The sequence below is a fragment of the Pseudomonas sp. N2-3-1-14 genome, from assembly GCF_041228395.1.
In the GTDB taxonomy this organism is placed as follows: domain Bacteria; phylum Pseudomonadota; class Gammaproteobacteria; order Pseudomonadales; family Pseudomonadaceae; genus Aquipseudomonas.
The window spans coordinates 5,275,712-5,295,936 of sequence record NZ_CP166199.1 but is presented as its reverse complement, the minus strand read 5'-3'; the positions used below and the strand labels follow the sequence as shown (position 1 = coordinate 5,295,936).

General features: G+C 60.5%; 20 protein-coding genes and 2 pseudogenes. 16 read left to right on the top strand and 6 right to left on the bottom strand.

Features of this window, described 5'->3' with window-relative positions:
- Positions 1-64: 64 nt before the first annotated feature.
- The 5 genes from AB5I78_RS24560 to AB5I78_RS24540 all read left to right on the top strand — a co-directional run bounded on the left by AB5I78_RS24560 (position 65) and on the right by AB5I78_RS24540 (position 5,119).
- Positions 65-829, top strand: coding sequence for a sulfite exporter TauE/SafE family protein (locus AB5I78_RS24560; protein ID WP_369302182.1), 765 nt, complete (start codon positions 65-67; stop codon positions 827-829).
- Between the two features lie 123 nt (positions 830-952).
- Entirely contained in the window at positions 953-1,543 is a 591-nt protein-coding gene (locus tag AB5I78_RS24555; RefSeq protein WP_242201136.1) for an NAD(P)H-dependent oxidoreductase, read from the top strand.
- A gap of 31 nt (positions 1,544-1,574) precedes the next feature.
- Positions 1,575-2,471 (top strand): LysR family transcriptional regulator, encoded by an 897-nt coding sequence (locus AB5I78_RS24550; protein ID WP_242201134.1) that lies wholly within the window; start codon positions 1,575-1,577, stop codon positions 2,469-2,471.
- 103 nt (positions 2,472-2,574) lie between these two features.
- A complete protein-coding gene (locus AB5I78_RS24545; RefSeq protein ID WP_242201132.1) occupies positions 2,575-3,468 on the top strand; it encodes an NAD-dependent epimerase/dehydratase family protein in 894 nt (297 codons plus the stop codon).
- Positions 3,469-3,673: 205 nt separating this feature from the next.
- Positions 3,674-5,119, top strand: coding sequence for a SulP family inorganic anion transporter (locus tag AB5I78_RS24540; protein WP_369302181.1), 1,446 nt, complete (start codon positions 3,674-3,676; stop codon positions 5,117-5,119).
- Positions 5,120-5,123: 4 nt separating this feature from the next.
- On the opposite strand, the gene AB5I78_RS24535 is transcribed toward AB5I78_RS24540, so the two are convergent.
- Positions 5,124-5,516: a lysozyme inhibitor LprI family protein gene (locus AB5I78_RS24535; protein ID WP_262207053.1), complete on the bottom strand. Its 393-nt coding sequence runs from the start codon at positions 5,514-5,516 to the stop codon at positions 5,124-5,126.
- A 247-nt stretch (positions 5,517-5,763) separates the two neighbouring features.
- Here AB5I78_RS24535 and AB5I78_RS24530 point away from each other — a divergent pair, with 247 nt between their 5' ends.
- The 4 genes from AB5I78_RS24530 to AB5I78_RS24515 are packed head-to-tail and all read left to right on the top strand — an operon-like array spanning position 5,764 to position 9,862.
- Positions 5,764-7,113, top strand: a complete 1,350-nt coding sequence (locus tag AB5I78_RS24530) for a gluconate:H+ symporter (protein ID WP_242201127.1) — start codon at positions 5,764-5,766, stop codon at positions 7,111-7,113.
- A gap of 25 nt (positions 7,114-7,138) precedes the next feature.
- Positions 7,139-7,999 carry a MurR/RpiR family transcriptional regulator gene (locus AB5I78_RS24525; protein WP_119736703.1) on the top strand — a complete coding sequence of 287 codons (861 nt, stop codon included), beginning with the start codon at positions 7,139-7,141 and terminating at the stop codon, positions 7,997-7,999.
- A gap of 1 nt (position 8,000) precedes the next feature.
- The gene (locus tag AB5I78_RS24520; RefSeq protein WP_369302180.1) at positions 8,001-9,464 is read left to right on the top strand and encodes an amidohydrolase family protein; all 1,464 of its coding nucleotides are present in this window, start codon (positions 8,001-8,003) and stop codon (positions 9,462-9,464) included.
- 29 nt (positions 9,465-9,493) lie between these two features.
- Positions 9,494-9,862 carry a glyoxalase superfamily protein gene (locus AB5I78_RS24515; RefSeq protein ID WP_369302179.1) on the top strand — a complete coding sequence of 123 codons (369 nt, stop codon included), beginning with the start codon at positions 9,494-9,496 and terminating at the stop codon, positions 9,860-9,862.
- A 628-nt stretch (positions 9,863-10,490) separates the two neighbouring features.
- On the opposite strand, the pseudogene AB5I78_RS24510 reads toward AB5I78_RS24515, so the two are convergent.
- Both AB5I78_RS24510 and AB5I78_RS24505 read right to left on the bottom strand, forming a co-directional pair.
- A pseudogene (locus AB5I78_RS24510) lies at positions 10,491-11,084 on the bottom strand (methyl-accepting chemotaxis protein); the annotation flags it as partial.
- A gap of 309 nt (positions 11,085-11,393) precedes the next feature.
- Positions 11,394-12,410: pseudogene (locus AB5I78_RS24505) on the bottom strand (methyl-accepting chemotaxis protein); the annotation flags it as partial.
- A 290-nt stretch (positions 12,411-12,700) separates the two neighbouring features.
- On the opposite strand from AB5I78_RS24505, the gene AB5I78_RS24500 reads away from it, so the two are divergent.
- A complete protein-coding gene (locus AB5I78_RS24500; RefSeq protein ID WP_106578202.1) occupies positions 12,701-13,318 on the top strand; it encodes an FKBP-type peptidyl-prolyl cis-trans isomerase in 618 nt (205 codons plus the stop codon).
- 136 nt (positions 13,319-13,454) lie between these two features.
- Here AB5I78_RS24500 and AB5I78_RS24495 read toward each other — a convergent pair whose 3' ends face one another.
- From AB5I78_RS24495 to AB5I78_RS24485, 3 genes are all read right to left on the bottom strand, one after another.
- On the bottom strand, positions 13,455-13,712 hold the full coding sequence (locus AB5I78_RS24495; RefSeq protein WP_145164332.1) for a hypothetical protein: 258 nt from the start codon (positions 13,710-13,712) through the stop codon (positions 13,455-13,457).
- 160 nt (positions 13,713-13,872) lie between these two features.
- A complete protein-coding gene (locus AB5I78_RS24490; RefSeq protein WP_369302177.1) occupies positions 13,873-14,214 on the bottom strand; it encodes a zinc ribbon domain-containing protein YjdM in 342 nt (113 codons plus the stop codon).
- Positions 14,215-14,416: 202 nt separating this feature from the next.
- The gene (locus AB5I78_RS24485) at positions 14,417-15,385 is read right to left on the bottom strand and encodes a polyprenyl synthetase family protein (protein WP_145164326.1); all 969 of its coding nucleotides are present in this window, start codon (positions 15,383-15,385) and stop codon (positions 14,417-14,419) included.
- Positions 15,386-15,624: 239 nt separating this feature from the next.
- On the opposite strand from AB5I78_RS24485, the gene rplU reads away from it, so the two are divergent.
- From rplU to AB5I78_RS24455, 6 genes are all read left to right on the top strand, one after another.
- A complete protein-coding gene (gene rplU / locus AB5I78_RS24480) occupies positions 15,625-15,939 on the top strand; it encodes a 50S ribosomal protein L21 (RefSeq protein ID WP_007950961.1) in 315 nt (104 codons plus the stop codon).
- Positions 15,940-15,973: 34 nt separating this feature from the next.
- A complete protein-coding gene (gene rpmA / locus AB5I78_RS24475) occupies positions 15,974-16,231 on the top strand; it encodes a 50S ribosomal protein L27 (protein WP_003176049.1) in 258 nt (85 codons plus the stop codon).
- A gap of 193 nt (positions 16,232-16,424) precedes the next feature.
- Positions 16,425-17,648, top strand: a complete 1,224-nt coding sequence (gene cgtA / locus AB5I78_RS24470; RefSeq protein ID WP_016976186.1) for an Obg family GTPase CgtA — start codon at positions 16,425-16,427, stop codon at positions 17,646-17,648.
- Positions 17,649-17,785: 137 nt separating this feature from the next.
- Complete coding sequence (gene proB, locus AB5I78_RS24465; protein WP_026013771.1) at positions 17,786-18,904, top strand: glutamate 5-kinase; 1,119 nt, start codon at positions 17,786-17,788, stop codon at positions 18,902-18,904.
- Positions 18,905-18,920: 16 nt separating this feature from the next.
- Positions 18,921-19,385 (top strand): CreA family protein, encoded by a 465-nt coding sequence (locus AB5I78_RS24460; RefSeq protein WP_145164324.1) that lies wholly within the window; start codon positions 18,921-18,923, stop codon positions 19,383-19,385.
- Positions 19,386-19,486: 101 nt separating this feature from the next.
- Positions 19,487-19,969, top strand: coding sequence for a glutathione peroxidase (locus tag AB5I78_RS24455; RefSeq protein ID WP_106578205.1), 483 nt, complete (start codon positions 19,487-19,489; stop codon positions 19,967-19,969).
- Positions 19,970-20,225: the final 256 nt, after the last annotated feature.

The window sequence follows — 20,225 nt, the reverse complement described above, 5'->3', positions numbered from 1 at the left end:
AACAAGAGGCTGCCTCAGTATATGGCGAATTTTCATAACCGCCTTAACGTCGCACAATCCCCCCATGACTACCTTCCTGGCGTTCTACCAAAACCTCGGCGCGGTCCTGACCCTATTGGTTATCGGCACCTTCCTGCTGGCCGGCACCGTCAAAGGCGTGATTGGCCTGGGCCTACCCACCGTGGCCATGGGCATGCTCGGCCTGGCTATGCTTCCGGCGCAGGCTGCGGCATTGCTGATCATTCCCTCAACGGTGACCAACCTCTGGCAACTGGCATTCGGCGGCCACTTGAGCGCGTTGCTCAAACGCCTGTGGCCGATGCTGGTGCTGATTTTCCTCGGCACCGGGCTCGGCACGCTGTGGCTGGGCATGGACGGCGGCCATTGGGTCGTTCGCGCGTTGGGCGGCGCGCTGCTGGTGTATGCGTTGAGTGGGTTGTTTCTGCCCACGTTCACGGTGCAGCCTCACACCGAGCGCTGGCTGGGGCCGGTGTGCGGGCTGGTCACCGGCATCATCACCTCGGCCACCGGCGTGTTCGTGATTCCCGCCGTGCCGTATCTGCAAGCCTTGGGCTTGAACCGTGATCAGTTGGTGCAGGCGCTGGGGCTGTCGTTCACCGTTTCCACCTTGGCGCTGGCGGCGGGGCTGGCGTGGCGTGGCACCCTCGGCGGCGGCGAAATCAATGCCTCCCTACTGGCCTTGGTGCCTGCGTTGTTGGGCATGTGGCTGGGCCAGGCACTGCGTCAGCGCATCAGTGCGGTGCTGTTCAAACGGGTATTTTTTATCGGCATGGCGCTGTTGGGCGGCCATTTGCTGATCAGTGGTTAAATCAAGAGTGCGGCGTTATTCGTGCGTTTGGGTCAAATGTATTTTGCCGCACTGCTGCTTATTCCAAGGGTTGAATGTCGATAGCCTGCCGGCAGATATTTTTAGCCCTCTGGATTCCTTCCCATGAAAAAAGTACTCCTGCTCAACGGCGGCAAGAAATTCGCCCATTCCGACGGCCGCTATAACGCCACCCTGCATGAAGCCGCCGTGGCGGTGCTGGACCGTGGCGGTATAGACGTCAAAGTCACCCACATCGATGAAGGCTACGACGTGGCCGAAGAGGTCGCCAAATTCCTCTGGGCCGATGTGATCATTTACCAGATGCCCGGCTGGTGGATGGGCGCGCCATGGATCGTCAAGAAGTACATCGATGAAGTCTTCACCGAAGGCCACGGCAGCCTGTATGCCAGCGATGGTCGGACCCGTTCCGACGCGTCGCAAAAGTACGGCAGCGGCGGCCTGATCCAGGGCAAGCAGTACATGTTGTCGCTGACCTGGAACGCGCCGCAGCAAGCCTTCGACGACCCGACCGATTTCTTCGAAGCCAAGGGCGTGGACGCGGTGTACTTCCCGTTCCACAAGGCCAACGAGTTCCTCGGCATGACCGGCCTGCCGACCTTCCTGTGCGTGGACGTGATGAAACGCCCGGCCATCGAGGCTGACGTGGCGCGCTATGAGCAGCATCTGGCGCAGGTGTTTAACCTGTCGGTGTAAGCTGCTACCCACCGATCAAAAAGGACAGCCTGTGAAAGCCCGATCCGATGAGTTACAGATCTTCGTCAGCGTGATTGAGTGCGGTTCGATTTCCGCCGCGGCGGAGCAGGTCGGGCAGACGCCGTCGGCGGTCAGCCGCACCTTGTCGCGCCTGGAAGCCAAGCTCGACACCACGCTGATCAACCGCACCACGCGGCGCATGGACCTGACCGAAGAGGGCAAGTACTTCTTCGAGCAGGCCAAGGTGATCCTGGCGCAGATGGATGATCTGGAAGAGCGCCTGTCGTCGCGCCAGAAAAACCCGGCCGGGCGGCTGCGCATCAACGCCGCCGTGCCCTTCATGCTGCACGGGATCGTGCCGTACATCGCCGAGTTTCGCAGCCTCTACCCGGACATCCAGCTGGAGCTGAACAGCGATGACTTGATCATCGACCTGCTGGAACAGAGCACCGACATTGCCATCCGTATCGGCGCCCTGGCCGACTCCACGTTGCATGCCCGTTCCCTTGGCTGCACGCCGCTGCATATCCTCGCCAGCCCCGACTACCTCAAGCAACACGGCACGCCGACCACGGTGGCCGAGTTGGCGGACCATACGTTGCTGGGCTTCACCCAGACCGAAACCCTTAACCATTGGCCGTTGCGCCATGTGGAAGGCGACCGTTGGCTGATCCAGCCGAGCATCGCTGCCTCCAGTGGCGAAACCCTGCGCCAGTTGGCGCTGGAAGGGCAGGGCATTTGCTGCTTGTCGAACTTCATGACGGTCGAAGACATCAATGCCGGGCGGCTGGTGCCGGTGCTGGAGGCGTTTAACAGTGGTTATCGCCAGCCGATCCACGCAGTGTTCTATCGCAACTCGCAATTGGCGTTGCGCATCCAGTGCTTCCTGGACTTCATTCAGACCAAGCTGGCGCGGTATGCCTGCTGATTCGTGACCTGTGCGCAAGATTGAATTGGGCAATACGGTCTTATTCGACAGGGATGAGTCCTCGATACTGGACCCATCACTTACCCCGTCAGGAGCACACTCCATGAATGTATTCGTTACCGGCGCAGCAGGTTTTATCGGCGGCTCCATCGCCACCGGTCTGGTCAAGGCTGGCCACACCGTTACCGGCCTGGTGCGCAGCGCCGAGCAAGCCGCTGAAATGACCGCCCTGGGCATCACCCCCGTGATCGGCACCCTGGATGACTCGGCCGTGTTGACCGAGCAGGCTTCGAAGGCCGATGCAGTTATCAACGCCGCCAGCAGCGACCATCGCGCTGCCGTGGAAACCTTGCTGGCTGCCTTGAAGGGCTCGAACAAGCCCTTCCTGCACACCAGCGGTTCGAGCATCGTTGGCGATGCGTCGGGCGGTAAGGCCAGCGATGTCATCTACTTTGAAGACAACCTGCCGGAGCCGACCGTCGACAAGGCTGCGCGCGTGGCCATCGATAACCTGATTCTGGCGGCGGCCAAAGACGGCGTGAATTCGGCGGTGATCTGCAACACCCTGATTTATGGCCACAGCCTGGGCGTGAAGCGTGACAGCGTGCAATTGCCACGGCTGCTCAAGCAGGCGCGCAAAAGTGGCGTGGTGCGCCATGTGGGCACTGGGCAGAACATCTGGTCCAACGTGCACATCGAAGACGTGGTAGCGCTGTACCTGCTGGCGCTTGAGAAGAATGTGCCGGGCACCTTCTACTTTGTGGAAAGCGGTGAAGCGGCGTTTGTCGACATGACCACTGCTATTGCCGAAGCGTTGAAGCTGGGCAAGCCGCAGGATTGGCCGTTGGCGGAGGCTGAAGCCGAGTGGGGCTATGAAATGGCCAACTATGGCCTGGGCTCTAACAGCCGCGTGCGGGGCAAGCATGCCCGTGAACTGCTGGGCTGGGCGCCGAAGCGTACGTCGGTGGTTGAGTGGATTCGCAACGAAATGGTGTGATGTTCGCTTAGCACCGCGGTGCTGCCTTCGCGGGCAAGCCCGGCTCCCACATTGACCGAGTGTTGCTTGAATGACTCGGTCAATGTGGGAGCTGGCTTGCCTGCGATGAAGGCGCCTCGGTCATTTGTTGTTACGCTTTACTGGCCCCACTCCCTGCAATTCCGTACCATTCCCCGCCTTATTCCCCGCAACGCCCTGGTACCTCATGAACCTCACTCGTCTGCGCGCCGATGCCCTGGCCGGCCTCACCACGTCCTTTGCGCTGCTGCCCGAATGCATCGCCTTTGCCCTGGTCGCCCACCTCAACCCGCTGATGGGGCTCTACGGCGCCTTTATCATTTGCACCCTCACCGCGTTATTCGGTGGCCGGCCCGGCATGGTCTCGGGGGCCGCCGGTTCCATGGCGGTGGTGATCGTCGCGCTGGTGGTGCAACACGGCGTGGAGTACTTGTTGGCCACGGTGTTGCTGGGCGGGCTGATCATGGTCGCGTTCGGCGTGTTGCGCCTGGGCAAGCTGGTGCGCATGGTGCCGCACCCGGTGATGCTCGGTTTCGTCAACGGCCTGGCGATCATCATCGCTTTAGCGCAACTGGAACATTTCAAAAGTGGCGAAAGCTGGCTCAGCGGCACGCCGTTATACGTAATGATCGGCCTGGTGGCGGTGACCATGGCGATTGTCTATTTGCTGCCGCGCCTGACGCGCGCCGTGCCGCCCGCGCTGGTGGCGATCCTCGGCGTCGGGTTGGCGGTGTACCTGCTCGGCCTGCCCACCCGCACATTGGGCGACATGGCGCACATCGCCGGTGGCCTGCCGACCTTTGCGCTGCCGCAAATTCCCTGGACCCTAGAAACCCTCGGCATCATCGCGCCCTATGCGTTCCTGATGGCGATGGTCGGCCTGCTGGAAACCCTGCTGACCTTGAACCTCACCGACGAAATCACCGAAACCCGGGGCTACCCAGACCGCGAAAGCGTGGCCCTGGGCGCGGCGAATATGGTCTCGGGCTTGTTCGGCGGCATGGGCGGTTGCGCGATGATCGGGCAAACCGTGATCAACTTGAGCTCTGGCGGGCGCGGGCGTTTCTCCGGAGTGTTTGCCGGGGTGATGATCCTGTTGTTCATTTTGTTTCTGTCGCCGCTGATCGAGCGGATTCCGCTGGCGGCGCTGGTGGGCGTGATGTTTGTGGTGTCGCAGCAGACCTTCGCCTGGGCGTCGTTGCGGGTGATCAACAAAGTGCCGGCCAATGATGTGCTGGTGATTCTGGCGGTGACGGTGATTACTGTGTTTACCGACCTGGCCACGGCCGTGCTGTGCGGCATTGTGATTGCGGCGCTGAACTTCGCCTGGCAACAGGCGCGCGAGCTGTATGCCGATGAACATCTGGAGGCCGACGGCAGCAAGCTGTACCGGCTGCATGGCACGTTGTTCTTTGCCTCGACCACGCCGTTTCTGAACCAGTTCGACCCGGCCAACGACCCGGCTCAGGTAACGCTGGATTGCCGTCACCTGAGCTTTGTTGACTATTCGGCGATTGCCGCGCTGATGACCTTGCGAGAGCGCTACAGCAAGGCCGGCAAACATCTGCGGGTGCTGCATTTGTCCGAGCGCTGCAAGAAGCTGTTAAAGCGTGCGCGCGTTCATCATGAGTAACTGATCACGGCCCGACCAGGTCTTCGAGTTCCTGGGCGCGGGTCTGGGTCATGTCCAGCACGCAGCCGGAGCCGTTGACCTGGTCGATGGTGCCGCCCGTGGCACTGCCTGCGAAGGCGCAATTGGCGTCACGGTATTTGAGCCACAGGCGCTGCACGTCCTGCAGCTTCTGCTTGCGGTCGCCTTCCTGGGCGGCCAGGGCGGTTTTATAGGCTTTGTTCAGGCGATCGTCCTGGACCTTGGTTTCCTTGACGTTGCAATTGACCATGTCGACGGTGGTGTTGGCGCTGTCCATGCATTTTTTCAGCGCCGCATTCTCGGCGGCCGAGGCGCTGCTGCAGAACGCCAGCAACAGCGCGCTGGCGGCGAAAGGAACAAGCAGAGTCTTGCGATTCATTGTCGGGATTCCTGAACGACGGTAGGGCTGCCCTCTCAGACTCGGCCCTTACGGTTGAGTTTCGGCGCGGCAAAAACTTCATGTAAGAACACCCCTCGGATTTTCATTGGCTGGCGCTGGGCATGTCCCCAAGCGACAGCACTTATCCGTGGGCGAAAATTACTTTCATAGAAATTGAAAATTTAATCGAGGAATGATTTATGAGTTTCACAACCAATTCGACGTGACCCTTTCCAAGGAGTACCGCATGGCCGCACCACTGGGCTTGGGGCTGTTGGCATACGCTGCCATCGCCATCATTGCATTGATCGTGCTGATCGCACGTTACCGACTCAACCCGTTTATCGTCATCACCTTGGTGTCCATTGGCCTGGCGCTGATGGCCGGCATGCCGGCGGACACCATCATGGGCTCGTACGAGGCGGGCGTGGGTAAAACCCTGGGGCACATTGCCCTGGTGGTGGCGCTGGGCACCATGCTCGGCAAGATGATGGCCGAGTCCGGCGGCGCCGAGCAGGTGGCGCGCACGCTGATCAACCGCTTCGGCGAGCGCAATGCGCATTGGGCTATGGTGTGTATTGCCTTCCTGGTAGGGCTGCCGCTGTTTTTCGAGGTCGGTTTTGTGTTGCTGGTGCCGATTGCCTTTACCGTGGCGCGACGTGTGGGCGTGTCGATTCTGATGGTCGGCTTGCCGATGGTCGCCGGTTTGTCGGTGGTGCATGCGCTGGTGCCGCCGCACCCGGCGGCGATGATGGCGGTGCTGGCGTATAACGCCTCGGTTGGGCAGACCGTGCTGTATGCAATTTTGATCGGTATTCCCACGGCCATCATCGCCGGCCCGCTGTACGCGAAGTTCATCGTGCCGCGCATTCACCTGCCGGCGCAGAACCCGCTGGAGCGCCAGTTTATCGAGCGCGAGCCGCGCACCCGTTTGCCCAGCTTTACCCTGACCATGGGCACCATCCTGTTGCCGGTGGTGCTGATGATGATCGGCGGCTGGGCCAATGTGATTTCTACACCCGGTACTGGCTTTAACCAGTTCCTGCTGTTTATCGGCAACTCGGTGATCGCGCTGTTGGTCGCGACGTTGGTGAGCTTCTGGACCTTGGGCCTGGCCCAGGGTTTTAACCGCGAGGCGATCCTCAAGTTCACCAACGAATGCCTGGCACCGACCGCCAGCATCACCTTGCTGGTGGGCGCGGGCGGCGGCTTGAACCGCATTTTGGTGGACGCGGGCGTCACCAACGAAATTCTCGGCCTGGCCCACGCCTTCCATCTGTCGCCGCTGGTGATGGGCTGGTTGTTTGCTGCGCTGATGCGCATCGCCACCGGCTCGGCCACCGTGGCCATGACCACGGCCTCCGGTGTGGTCGCGCCCGTCGCCATGGGCCTGGGTTATCCACACCCTGAGTTGCTGGTGCTGGCGACTGGCGCGGGTTCGGTGATCTTTTCCCACGTCAACGACGGCGGCTTCTGGCTGATCAAGGAATACTTCAATATGACGGTGATCCAGACCTTCAAGACCTGGACCGTGCTGGAGACGTTGATCTCGGTGGTCGCGTTCGGTCTGACTTACGGCCTGTCGCTTGTTTTATGAGCCTCATTTGTAATCCGGAGCCCCGATGGACATCCTCTACCAGATCCGCGCCCGCCAGGACTCCTTCAGCGCCGGCGAAGGACGTATCGCCAAGCTGATGCTCGATGACGTGGGCTTTGCCGCGTCGGCCAGCCTGGAGGAGTTGTCCCAACGCGCCGAAGTCAGCACAGCGACCTTGTCGCGGTTTGCCCGCAGCGTCGGCTGCCGCGACTTGCGCGATTTACGCTTGCAACTGGCCCAGGCCAGCGGGGTGGGCAGCCGCTTCCTGGACCCGGCGGGGTTGCCGGAGCAGTCGGCGTTTCATCGGCAGATTCTCGGCGATATCGAACTGACCTTGCGTCAGCATCTGTCGGGGTTCAACCAGGCGAGTTTTGTCGATGCCGTCAGCCTGTTGGGCAAGGCGCGGATGATTCACGCATTCGGCATGGGCGGCCCGTCGAGCCTGTGCAGTGAAGAGTTGCAAGTGCGACTGGTGCGCCTGGGTTACCCGATTGCCGCTTGCCGCGACCCGGTGATGATGCGCGTCACCGCCGCGACCTTGGGCCCTGAGCAGGCTCTGATCGTGTGCTCGCTCTCTGGCCTCACGCCCGAGTTGTTGGACGTGGTGAGGCTGGCGCGCAATTACGATGCGCCCATCGTCGCCATCACCTTGGCCGATTCACCGCTGGCGCAGCTGGCGGACGTGTTGTTGCCGCTGCAGCCGGCCGAAACCAGTTTTATCTACAAGCCCACCGCGGCGCGCTACGGAATGCTGTTGGCCATCGACCTGCTCGCCACCGAGCTGGCGCTGGTCATGCCGGACGAGAACCAGGAGCGCCTGCGCCGGATCAAGCTGGCCCTGGACGATTATCGCGGCGGCCCCGATAGCCTGCCGCTTGGAGATTGATATGAAGTACGACACGCTGATTCGCCAGGCGCTGATCATTGATGGCAGCAACACACCAGGTTATGTCGCCGATGTAGGGCTGCGTGACGGGCGTATCGAGACAATCGGCGACCTGGCGACTGCGCAGGCCGAGCATGAGATCGAGGCGCAGGGTCGTGTTCTGGCGCCGGGGTTTATTGACGTGCACACCCACGACGACACGGTGGTGATCCGCCATCCGCAGATGCTGCCCAAACTCAGCCAAGGCGTGACCACGGTGATTGTCGGCAACTGCGGCATCAGCGCCTCGCCGGTGAGTTTACGTAGTGATCCGCCGGACCCGATGAACCTGCTGGGCACGCGTGAGGCGTTCGCTTACCCGCGGTTTGCCGATTACCGCGCTGCTGTAGAAAGCGCTCATCCGGCGGTCAACGTCGCGGCGTTGATCGGCCATACGGCGCTGCGCAGCAACCATATGGACGACCTGCACCGCACCGCCACGCCGGATGAAATCGGTGCCATGCGTGTGCAGTTGCGAGCAAGTCTTGAGGCTGGCGCGCTGGGTTTATCCACAGGCCTGGCCTACGCCAGCGCGTTTAATGCCCAGACCGATGAAGTGCTGCAACTCAGTGAAGAACTGACGGCGTTTGGTGCGGTGTACACCACGCATTTGCGCAGCGAGTTCGAGCCCGTGCTGGAGGCGATGGACGAAGCGTTTTTGATCGGCCGACACGCCAAGGCACCGGTGATTATTTCCCACCTCAAGTGCGCCGGTGCGGGCAACTGGGGGCGCAGTCCGCAGCTGTTGGCGTCGCTGGAACTGGCTGCAAAAACCCACCCGGTGGGCTGTGATTGTTATCCCTATGCGGCCAGCTCTTCGACCCTGGACCTCAAGCAGGTCACCGATGCGTTTCGCATCACCATCACCTGGTCGACGCCGCACCCGGAAGTCGGCGGGCGCGACTTGCAGGATATTGCCGCCGAGTGGGACGTTTCGCTGCTGGACGCAGCACGTCGCCTGCAACCGGCGGGGGCGGTGTACTACGGAATGGATGAGGAGGATGTACGACGCATCCTCGCGCATCCGCTGTCGATGGTGGGCTCTGATGGCTTGCCGGAAGACCCGTTCCCGCATCCACGCTTGTGGGGCGCGTTTCCACGGGTGTTGGGGCATTTCAGCCGGGACGTGGGGTTGTTCCCGCTGCACACGGCGGTGCACAAGATGACCGGGCTGTCGGCGGCGCGCTTTGGCTTGGCCGAGCGTGGGGAAATTCGTCAAGGGTATTGGGCTGACCTGGTGTTGTTCGACCCATTGCGGGTACGCGACGTAGCGGACTTCAAGGCGCCACAACGCGCGGCTGAAGGCATTGACGGCGTGTGGATCAATGGTGTGTTGAGCTACAGCGAGGGGCAGGCCAATGGTCAGCGGCCAGGGCGGTTTTTGGCGCGCAATGGGGATTTGCGTGGTGGGTTTTCGACTCTATAGTGGGCGCTTTCATACACGGAGCTGTCGTCATGCACTTAGGAAAAGTCACCCCCATTCTGCGGATATTCGACGAAGTCAAAGCGTTTGAATTCTACGTCGACTTCCTCGGGTTCAAGGTCGACTGGCAGCATCGCTTCGAAGCGAATTTCCCGTTGTATCTGCAGGTGTCGTTGGGTGAGTGCGTGCTGCATTTGTCCGAGCATCATGGCGATGCGTCGCCGGGGTCAGCGGTGCGGATTCAGGCGCAAGGCGTGGACGCGTATCAGCAGCAATTGCTGGCCAAGGATTATCGGTATGCCAAGCCTGGCGTTGAAAAAACGCCGTGGGGCTCGCGGGAGATGAGCATCGGCGATCCGTTTGGTAATCGGCTGGTGTTTGTCGAGGAAGGCGAGGGCTGACAGGGCAATTGCAGGCAATAAAAAACCGCCTTAGTAGGGCGGTTTTTTATTGCAAACCCAGTGAGTGGCTGGGGTTGCTGTCTCATTGGAAGCAGTGATGTGCAACGCGGATACTACTGCTGGTTATTACGCCAGGCAAGACTTGGCGACGATCGGGACTTTTCATTTTTCACCCAAAATGCGCGGTAAAGTTTGGCAATGAATTCGCGGACCTTTCTATAGGTTTTATCGATGCCCGTCACACCTTTTACCGGGAGGTTGGTTAGTATCAGCGCCGTTCCAAGTACGTCGTTTTGTAGGTGGTTGGGTATGCGCGCGGAATAATGGACCGAACGCCACGGGCTAGTAATCCGTGCCGGATTCATGCGGGAGGAACCAAAGCCCGGCCGCCTCAAAGGAAGCAGTGATGTGCATCCCAAGGCTCACGTGTTCCGGTAAGTGCGCTGGAGGTAAGGCCCAACGCTTGGAGGGCCGAGTATGTCTAAGTTTGCACGACGTACGTGGAACCTCGTAGTGAGTGCCCTGCGTGTTTATCACGTGTGGACATTCCTGCGGGACAGCTTCGATGACCGTTAAGGTCTGAGAGGTGGAGCCGCCTCGGTTTCGGCCGAGGCGGTTTTTTGGTTTTTTAAACCCGGAAGTGGCTGACCATCTGCTGCAATTGGCTGCCCAGACGCGCCAGTTCTACGCTCGACTTGGCCGTCTCGTCGCTCGCCGTTGCGGTCTGCTCGGACACATCACGCACGTTCACAATGCTGCGGCTGATCTCTTCGGCCACGGCACTTTGCTGCTCGGCCGCGGCTGCAATCTGCTGGTTCATCGACTGGATGTTCGACACCGTACGGGTGATATTTTCCAGCGACACACCCGCTTTGCGCGTCAGCTCAACGCTGCTGTCGGTGAGGCTGCGGCTGTTGTTCATCACGGTGGCCACTTGCTGAGTGCCGTTCTGCAGGCCGGCGACCAGGCCTTCGATTTCTTCGGTGGATTTTTGTGTGCGCTGGGCCAGGCCACGCACTTCGTCGGCGACCACGGCAAAGCCGCGACCGGCTTCACCGGCACGCGCTGCTTCAATCGCGGCGTTGAGTGCCAGCAGGTTGGTTTGCTCGGCCACGGCCTTGATCACGTCCATTACGCTGCCGATCTTGTTGCTCTCTTGCTGCAGGTGCGTCATGGCGTCGGTGGAGCGTGCCACTTCAGCAGCGAGGCGTTCGATCTGGGCGATGGCCTCGGCCACCACTTTGTCGCCCGCGCGGGCTTGGCCGTCGGCGTCGGCAGCGGCCAGCGAGGCTTGCTCGGCGTTGCGTGCGACTTCCTGCACGGTAGCCGTCATTTCGTGCATCGCCGTGGCGACTTGGTCGGTCTCGATCTTCTGGCTGTTGACGCCGGCACTGGTCTGCTCGGTAACGGCCGACAGTTCTTCGGCGGCGCTGGCGATTTGGGTTACGCCGTCGCGAATACCGCTGATTAATTCACGCAGGGTGGTGCCCATGCGCTGGATGCCTTGTTGCAATACGCCCAACTCGTCACGACGGGTCACCTGGATGTTGTGGCTCAGGTCGCCGGAAGCGATGCGCTCCACCACGGCCAGGGTGTCCTGGATCGGGCGAGTGATCTGACGGGTAATCACCAGTGCAGCAATGATGCCGACCAGCAGGGCCAGCAAGGTGCTGATCAGTTGCAGGCTGCGGGCCTGGGTACTTTCGGCGTCACGGCGATTCAGTTGAATGTCGTACAGCTTGTCGCTGATGGTGACGATATCGGCGCCTTGGGTGGTCATTTCCGCACGGGCACTGACGATGTTGGCGTTGGCCGCCTTGTAACTTTGCACGGCGCTGCGATAGGCGCCGAGCGCGGTTTCCAGCGAGGTCAACGCGCTTTGTTGGCTGGCGCCGAGTGCGGCGCTGAGATTTTTCAAACCACTGATGGCTTTTTCAATCTGTGCGGCGGCGCGGGCTTCGGTCTCTGCGCTGGGATTGTAGGTGTAGCCGCGCACTTCATAGCGGCTCAACTGGAACTCTTCCTTGGCGCGCGTGACGGCCTGGTACTGGGTGAAGCGCTCCGGACTGTCGGGCATCTGCTGCACACTGGTTTCCAGCGCGTCGATCTGGGTCTTGGCGATGTCGGCCTTGTCGCCCATGACCTGGCGCGCGGCGTTACCGTTACGGTAGGCCTCGCGCATTTTGTTCAGGGACTGCTGGTACGCGGTGATGACGGCTTTCTGCTCGTTGAGCAGCTTGAGGTTTTCCGGGCTCTTGAAGCTGTCCAGCAGTTTCTGTTGCTGGGCGGCGAAGGCGTCGAGACTGGTCTGTACGTTCTGTGCCACGGCTTCGTCGCCGTTGGCCAGCATGTATTGCAGGCGCACGATGCGCAGCTTGGTCAGCGAGGCATTGAGCTGGGTGATGTCGCTCATCCAGTTGCTGCGGTCGATCAGGCCGCCCAGGCTGGTCCAGCCGGTCAGTGCCAGGATCGACGTGAGGACCAGCACCAGGCCGAAGCCCAGGCCGAGTTTGAGGTTGACGCTGATGTTGCCGAACCAGCTATTCATCGAATGCTCCGCAAGAATGATGTGTGTCTGCTGGACGGTGTTGTTGTTTGAGCCAGCCAAAGTGTGTAGGGCTGTATCGGCGCAGGCGGGGGATTCTGAAATGTTTTTAATCTGGGTGCGACAAAGGGTCGCCATCGCCGTAGAGCAATCGATTCCCTGCCGGCCCTCAGAGGCCGGGGACGGGGGGCTCATCATCGGCGGGTCTTGTGTGCTAGTCTGCTGGCCCTTTTAGTTCAGGGTCGCCACGCAAAACAGCGTTTTTCGTAACGGCCCTACAGCGGAGCCTCTTCATGTCCGAAGTTAATCTGTCCACCGACGAAACCCGCGTCAGCTACGGTATCGGCCGTCAGTTGGGCGACCAACTGCGCGACAACCCGCCACCGGGCGTGAGCATCGACGCCATCCTGGCTGGCCTGACCGACGCGTTCGCCGGCAAGCCAAGCCGCGTTGATCAAGAGCAAATGGCGGCCAGCTTCAAAGTTATCCGTGAAATTATGCAAGCCGAAGCGGCTGCCAAGGCTGAAGCCGCGGCTGGCGCTGGCCTGGCGTTCCTGGCTGAAAATGCCAAGCGTGATGGCATCACTACCCTGGCTTCCGGCCTGCAGTTTGAAGTACTGACTGCCGGTACAGGCGCCAAGCCGACCCGTGAAGACCAAGTGCGTACTCACTACCACGGCACCCTGATCGACGGCACTGTGTTCGACAGCTCCTACGAGCGCGGCCAGCCTGCAGAATTCCCGGTTGGCGGCGTGATCGCCGGCTGGACCGAAGCCCTGCAACTGATGAATGCCGGCAGCAAATGGCGTCTGTACGTGCCGAGCGAACTGGCTTACGGCGCTCAAGGCGTTGGCAGCATCCCGCCGCACAGCGTTCTGGTGTTCGACGTCGAGCTGCTCGACGTTCTGTAAGACCTGATAGCACTGGCATCGGCTTTATGTGGGAGCCGGGCTTGCCCGCGATGCAGACGACTCGGTCTGACGCCTTACCGAGTTGAGGCTATCGCAGGCAAGCCAGCTCCCACATAGGGCCTGTGTGTTGGCTCGCTCATGGATGGAACTTGCCATTGACCTCAGTCGTCGGGCGCAACGCTCGGGCATAGCAGAACAGAAACAGATTACGCACCACTTCCTTCAGCACCCCAGGTTCACTGGAACTCAGGCCATTCACGTCCAGATCGCCCTGGTCCTGCAGCTCATTCAGCGCTTCTTCTTCCAGCACTGCACAGACTTCACCGGTTTCCCGATGCAGGATTCGCAGGTATGGGTGTGGGCGGTCCAGCCAGGCATCTATCAAATAAGTCATGAGTCGTTCTCCTTGATGAGTTTCAATGAGAATAATTCTTATTCGTAGAATAGCAAGTGCCTATTGGCGGTTTCCTGGTTTTTCTGTGTGGATATTGCGCGTGATCAACGCAGAGGGCGAAACGCCATCCCGCGGCGGGCGCGGGATGGAGGCAGCAGATTCAGACTTTGCGCACAAACTCGGACTTGAGTTTCATCGGGCCGATGCCGTCGATCTTGCAATCGATATCGTGATCACCGTCGCACAGGCGGATGTTTTTGACCTTGGTGCCCACCTTGACCACCAGGGAAGTGCCTTTGACCTTGAGGTCTTTGATCACGGTAATGGTGTCGCCGTCTTGCAGGACGTTGCCTACAGAGTCTTTCTTCACGGTTTCATCACCGGCTGCTTCGGCCTCGCCATTGGTGGACCACTCATGGGCGCATTCCGGGCAGATCAGCTGGGCGCCATCTTCGTAGGTGTATTCAGAATTGCATTTTGGGCAGGGTGGCAACGTGCTCACTAAAGCTCCTTGAAAGTCAGGAATGGCTAAAGTCGCACATTATATAGGGATTTGAAGCGCGAGCGGGTAGTGGTTGGCAATGGGATCTAGATGTGGGAGCGGGCTTGCTCGCGAAGGCGGCGGATCAGCTGGATATTTCTCACAGATCCACCGCCTTCGCGAGCAAGCCCGCTCCCACACAAGCCCACTGCATCAATCGTCGTCAGTGCGTACGGGCGACCGCGAATTCACTCAGCTCGACCAGGGCGTCCCGGTATTCGCTGGCAGGCAGGGCTTCAAGGCACTTGATGGCGCGGGCGACGTAGTCACGCGCCAGTTGCGCGGTGTACTCCAGAGAGCCCGAGGCTTCCACGGCTGCGCGGATGGCCTCCAGGTCTTCGATGCCGCCTTTCTGGATCGCCTTGCGCACCAGGGCAGCCTGTTCCGGCGTGCCTTCGCGCATGGTGTAGATCAGCGGCAAGGTCGGCTTGCCCTCGGCCAGGTCGTCACCGACGTTCTTGCCCAGGGTTTCGGCGTCGCCCTTGTAATCGAGCAGGTCGTCCACCAACTGGAACGCCACGCCCAAGTGATCACCAAAGGTGCGCAGGGCTTCGGCCTGTTCGGCAGTGGCGCCGCACAGGGCGGCAGCACTGTGAGTGGAGGCTTCGAAGAGCATCGCGGTTTTGCCGCGGATCACTTCCATGTAGGTTTCTTCGGTGGTGCTGGCGTCGCGGATCTTCGACAGCTGCAACACTTCGCCTTCGGCGATGATGCGCGTGGCTTGTGAAAGAATCTTCATCACCGGCATCGAGCCCAGTTCGACCATCATTTCGAACGAGCGCGAGTACAGAAAATCGCCGACCAACACGCTGGGGGCGTTGCCCCACATGGCATTGGCGGTCTCACGGCCACGGCGCATGCCGGACATGTCGACTACGTCGTCATGCAGCAGGGTGGCGGTGTGCAGGAATTCGATGGTGGCGGCCAGCAGGCGCAGGTCATCGCCTTCGCGGCCCAGGGCCTTGCCACACAGCAACACTAATAAAGGACGCAGGCGTTTGCCGCCCGCCGACGTAATGTAGTCGCCAATTTTGGAGACCAGCGGCACTTTAGAAGTCAGCTGCTGCTTGATGATGCCGTCGACGGCGCTAAAATCGTCCGCGACCGCGCGGTAGAAAGCTTGGGGTTGCATCAGCGACAGTCGCTCCAGAAGGGTTGCGCGGCATGCTAGGACCCTCACCCCCGGGTGTCAAGGCGCGATAGACGGCCTCTTGCAACGCTCCGTTGCCTTGCGTACAATCGCGCACCCTGAACTTCCTGGGCAGCACCTGCCTTACGCAATTGCATTCGGGACGTCCATCCCATGCAGCCATGCCAGCCAATACCTCTTCTTATAAAGCGCTGGGTGAGCAGGATTATCGGAGAAATACCATGTCGTACGCAGTAATTGTTACTGGTGGCAAGCAATACAAGGTCGCCCCAGGTGAATACCTGAAGATCGAAAAACTGGAAGTCGCCACTGGCGAATCCGTTACCTTTGATCGCGTTCTGTTGGTCGCCAATGGCGATGACGTGAACATCGGCGCTCCAGTTGTTGCTGGCGCTACCGTTGTGGCTGAAGTGATCTCCCAAGGTCGTCACGATAAAGTCCGCATCATCAAGTTCCGTCGTCGTAAGCACCACATGAAGCGTATGGGCCACCGCCAGTGGTACACCGAGATCAAAATCACCGGTATTCAGGCTTAATTTCAGCCTAATTCCTCACTAGGAGAATTGACTCATGGCACACAAAAAAGCTGGTGGTAGTACCCGTAACGGTCGCGACTCAGAAGCCAAACGCCTTGGCGTGAAGATGTATGGCGGCCAGAAAATCATTCCGGGCAACATCATCGTGCGTCAGCGCGGCACCCAATTCCACGCCGGTTACGGTGTTGGCATGGGTAAAGATCACACCCTCTTCGCTAAAATCGAAGGCGTGATCAAGTTTGAAGTAAAAGGCGCTTTCAACCGCCGTTACGTGAGCGTTGTCGCCGCTTAATTGCGCGATCGCTGGAAAAGCCCTGTCTCGCGACGGGGCTTTTTCGTTTGTGGAGTGAGTCTCTTGCAAAGCTGTTTGTAATGAGCTCAGGCGCTGGATACGCGGTCATTGTTTGAGGTCGCTGCGCTCATTTTTGCAAGAGTCTTATGTCTTGGTTTCTTAAGCTCGTCCATGCGACGAGAGGCGTTTTGTTATGAAGTTCGTTGATGAAGTTTCCATCCGAGTAAAAGCAGGCGACGGCGGTAACGGTTGCATGAGTTTCCGTCGCGAAAAATTCATCGAAAACGGTGGCCCCAACGGTGGTGACGGCGGTGACGGCGGTTCCATCTACATGATGGCCGACGAAAACCTCAACACCCTGGTCGACTACCGTTACACCCGGCACTTCGATGCCGAGCGTGGCTCCAACGGCGGCAGCACCGACTGCACCGGTAAAAAAGGCGAAGACCTGGTACTGCGCGTACCGGTCGGCACCACGATCATCGACTCGGCCACCCAGGAAGTGATTGGCGACCTGACCAAGGCCGGCCAGAAACTGATGGTTGTGCAGGGCGGCTGGCACGGTCTGGGTAACACCCGATTCAAGTCCAGTACCAACCGTGCACCACGCCAGACCACGCCGGGCAAGCCGGGCGAGCAGCGTGACCTCAAGCTGGAAATGAAAGTACTGGCAGACGTCGGCCTGTTGGGCCTGCCGAATGCCGGCAAAAGTACCTTCATCCGCTCGGTCTCGGCCGCCAAGCCGAAAGTCGCCGACTACCCGTTCACCACCCTGGTGCCAAACCTGGGCGTGGTCAGCGTGGACCGCTGGAAAAGCTTCGTGATCGCCGACATTCCAGGCTTGATCGAAGGTGCTTCCGATGGCGCCGGCCTGGGGATTCGCTTCCTCAAGCACTTGTCGCGTACCCGTTTGCTGCTGCACCTCGTCGACATGGCGCCGCTGGATGACACCAGCGCTCCGGACGCCGCCGAAGTGATCGTCAGCGAACTGACCAAGTTCAGCCCGGCCCTGGCCGAGCGCGATCGTTGGTTGGTGCTCAACAAGTGCGACCAGATCCTGGAAGAAGAGCACGAAGAGCGCGTCAAGGAAATCGTCGACCGCCTGGAGTGGGAAGGTCCGGTCTACGTGATCTCGGCCATCGCCAAAGAAGGCACCGAACGCCTGACCCGCGACATCATGCGCTACCTGGAAGACCGCGCCGACCGCCTGGCGGCCGACCCGGTATTCAAGGCCGAACTCGCTGAGCTCGATCAACAGATCGAAGACGAAGCCCGTGCCCAGCTGCAAGCCCTGGATGACCAGCGTGCCCTGCGCCGCAGCGGCGTGAAGTCGGTCCATGACATCGGCGACGATGATTGGGACGAAGAAGACGTGGATGATGAAGACGGTCCGGAAATCATTTACGTGCGCGACTGATTCGTTGCAGTAAACTTAAGCGCCGCTCACTCGAGCGGCGTTTTGGTATCTGGGTATACGAGCAGTCACTAAAGTAGTCACGAATAACGTTATGGGCCGCGCTGGGTCGCGCAGCCCTCAATCTAAGGTTGAAGATGATGCGGAGCAAAGTGACAGGTGCGCAGCGCTGGGTCGTAAAGATCGGAAGTGCGCTGCTGACGGCGGATGGCAAAGGTCTGGATCGCGCAGCCATGAGCGTCTGGGTCGAGCAGATGGTGGCCTTGCATGAGGCCGGTGTCGAGTTGGTGCTGGTGTCGTCCGGGGCTGTGGCCGCCGGCATGAGCCGCCTCGGCTGGACCGCGCGACCCAGCGCGATGCACGAGCTGCAAGCCGCCGCTGCCATTGGCCAGATGGGCCTGGTGCAAGCCTGGGAATCCAGCTTTGCCGAGCATGGCCGCCACACGGCGCAGATCCTGCTGACCCACGACGACCTGTCCGACCGCAAGCGCTACCTCAACGCCCGCAGCACCCTGCGCGCGCTGGTCGAGCTCAAAGTGATCCCGGTGATCAACGAGAATGACACGGTGGTCACCGACGAAATTCGCTTCGGCGACAACGACACCCTGGCCGCGCTGGTGGCCAACCTGGTGGAGGCCGACCTGCTGGTGATCCTCACCGACCGCGACGGCATGTTCGACGCCGACCCGCGCAACAACCCCGATGCCCAACTGATCTACGAAGCCCGCGCCGATGACCCGGCGCTGGATGCCGTGGCCGGCAGCGTCGGCGGCGCGCTGGGCCGTGGCGGCATGCAGACCAAGCTGCGTGCTGCACGCCTGGCCGCGCGCTCCGGTGCGCATACCATCATCGTTGGCGGGCGCCTGGAGCGTGTGCTGGACCGTCTCAAGGCCGGTGAGCGCATTGGCACGTTGCTGTCGCCGGAACGCGGCATGCTGGCGGCGCGCAAGCAGTGGCTGGCCGGGCACCTGCAAACCCGTGGCACGCTGGTGCTGGACGATGGTGCCGTGTCGGCGCTGTCCCAAGGCAACAAGAGCCTGCTGCCAGTGGGCGTCAAATTGGTGCAGGGCAGCTTCCGCCGTGGCGAGATGGTGGTGTGTGTGGCGCCCGACGGTCGTGAGATCGCCCGTGGCCTGGCCAACTACAGCGCCCTTGAAGCGCAGAAAATCATTGGACAATCGTCTGACGCGATTGTCGGACTATTAGGTTACATGGCCGAACCCGAACTGGTTCACCGCGATAACCTGATCCTGGTCTAAATAAAGGGAATACACGATGCGCGTCATGAACGGAGTACTCGGCCTGTTGCTGGCTCTGCCGCTGCTGGCCTCGGCTGAAGAAATTGGCCAGGTGTCGACGGTGTTCAAATTTGTCGGGCCTAACGACCGGATCGTGGTCGAGGCGTTTGATGATCCCAAGGTTGATGGCGTGACCTGCTACCTGTCGCGCGCCAAGACGGGCGGCGTCAAAGGCGGCCTGGGCCTGGCCGAGGACCGCGCCGAAGCCTCGATAGCCTGCCGCCAGGTTGGCCCGATTCATTTCAACGGTGAGCTCAAGGATGGCGACGAAGTGTTCAAGGAACGCACCTCGCTGGTGTTCAAGACCATGCAGGTGGTGCGCTTCCTCGACAAGAAGCGCAATACCCTGGTTTACCTGGTCTACAGCGATCGTTTGATCGAAGGCAGCCCGCAAAACGCAGTCACGGCGATTCCGATTTTGCCGTGGCCGACCGCTCAGTAACCGGTGGGCGAGTTTTGTAATCGGCGTCTATGATTGCAGGCTTGCAGTCTGTAATCTCGAACGGCCGCAACGCGAAGAACATGGGATATCTGGAGTTCGTCATGAGTGCTTTCCACGACCTGAAACTCAAAGCTTTGGACGGTCAAGAGCTACCGCTGGCGCCCTTCAAGGGGCAAGTTGTGCTGGTGGTGAATGTGGCCTCCAAATGTGGCTTGACCCCGCAATACGCGGCGTTGGAAAACCTCTATCAGCAGTACAAGGGCCAGGGATTTACCGTATTGGGCCTGCCGTGCAACCAGTTTGCAGGCCAGGAACCGGGTACCGAGGAAGAAATCCAGGCGTTCTGCAACGTGAACTACGGCGTGACCTTCCCATTGGGCAGCAAGCTCGACGTCAACGGCCACGATCGCCACCAGTTGTACCGCTTACTGGCGGGCGAGGGCGCCGAGTTTCCCGGGGATATCACTTGGAACTTCGAGAAATTCCTGCTCGGCAAGGACGGCCGGGTGCTGGCTCGATTCTCGCCGCGTACCGCGCCAGATGATCCGACGATCGTGCAGGCCATCGAAAAAGCCCTGAGCTGAACGCTGCCAGAGGCTTTATCGGCAAGCGCGCTCCTTGTAGCGAGCGCTCTTGTAATGACGAGCCGGCTTGTCGTGGCGAGCGGGCTTGTTGTGGCGAGCGGGCTTGCCCCGCGTTGGGCTGCGAAGCAGCCCCAAAACCCACACCGCATTAAGCCGATAACCGCGTTGGCTTCAAACAGGGCCGCTGCGCCGCCCAACCCGAGTCAAGCCCGCTCGCCACAGGTTCGTGGTGATTCACCTCCTGACTTTTACCCCT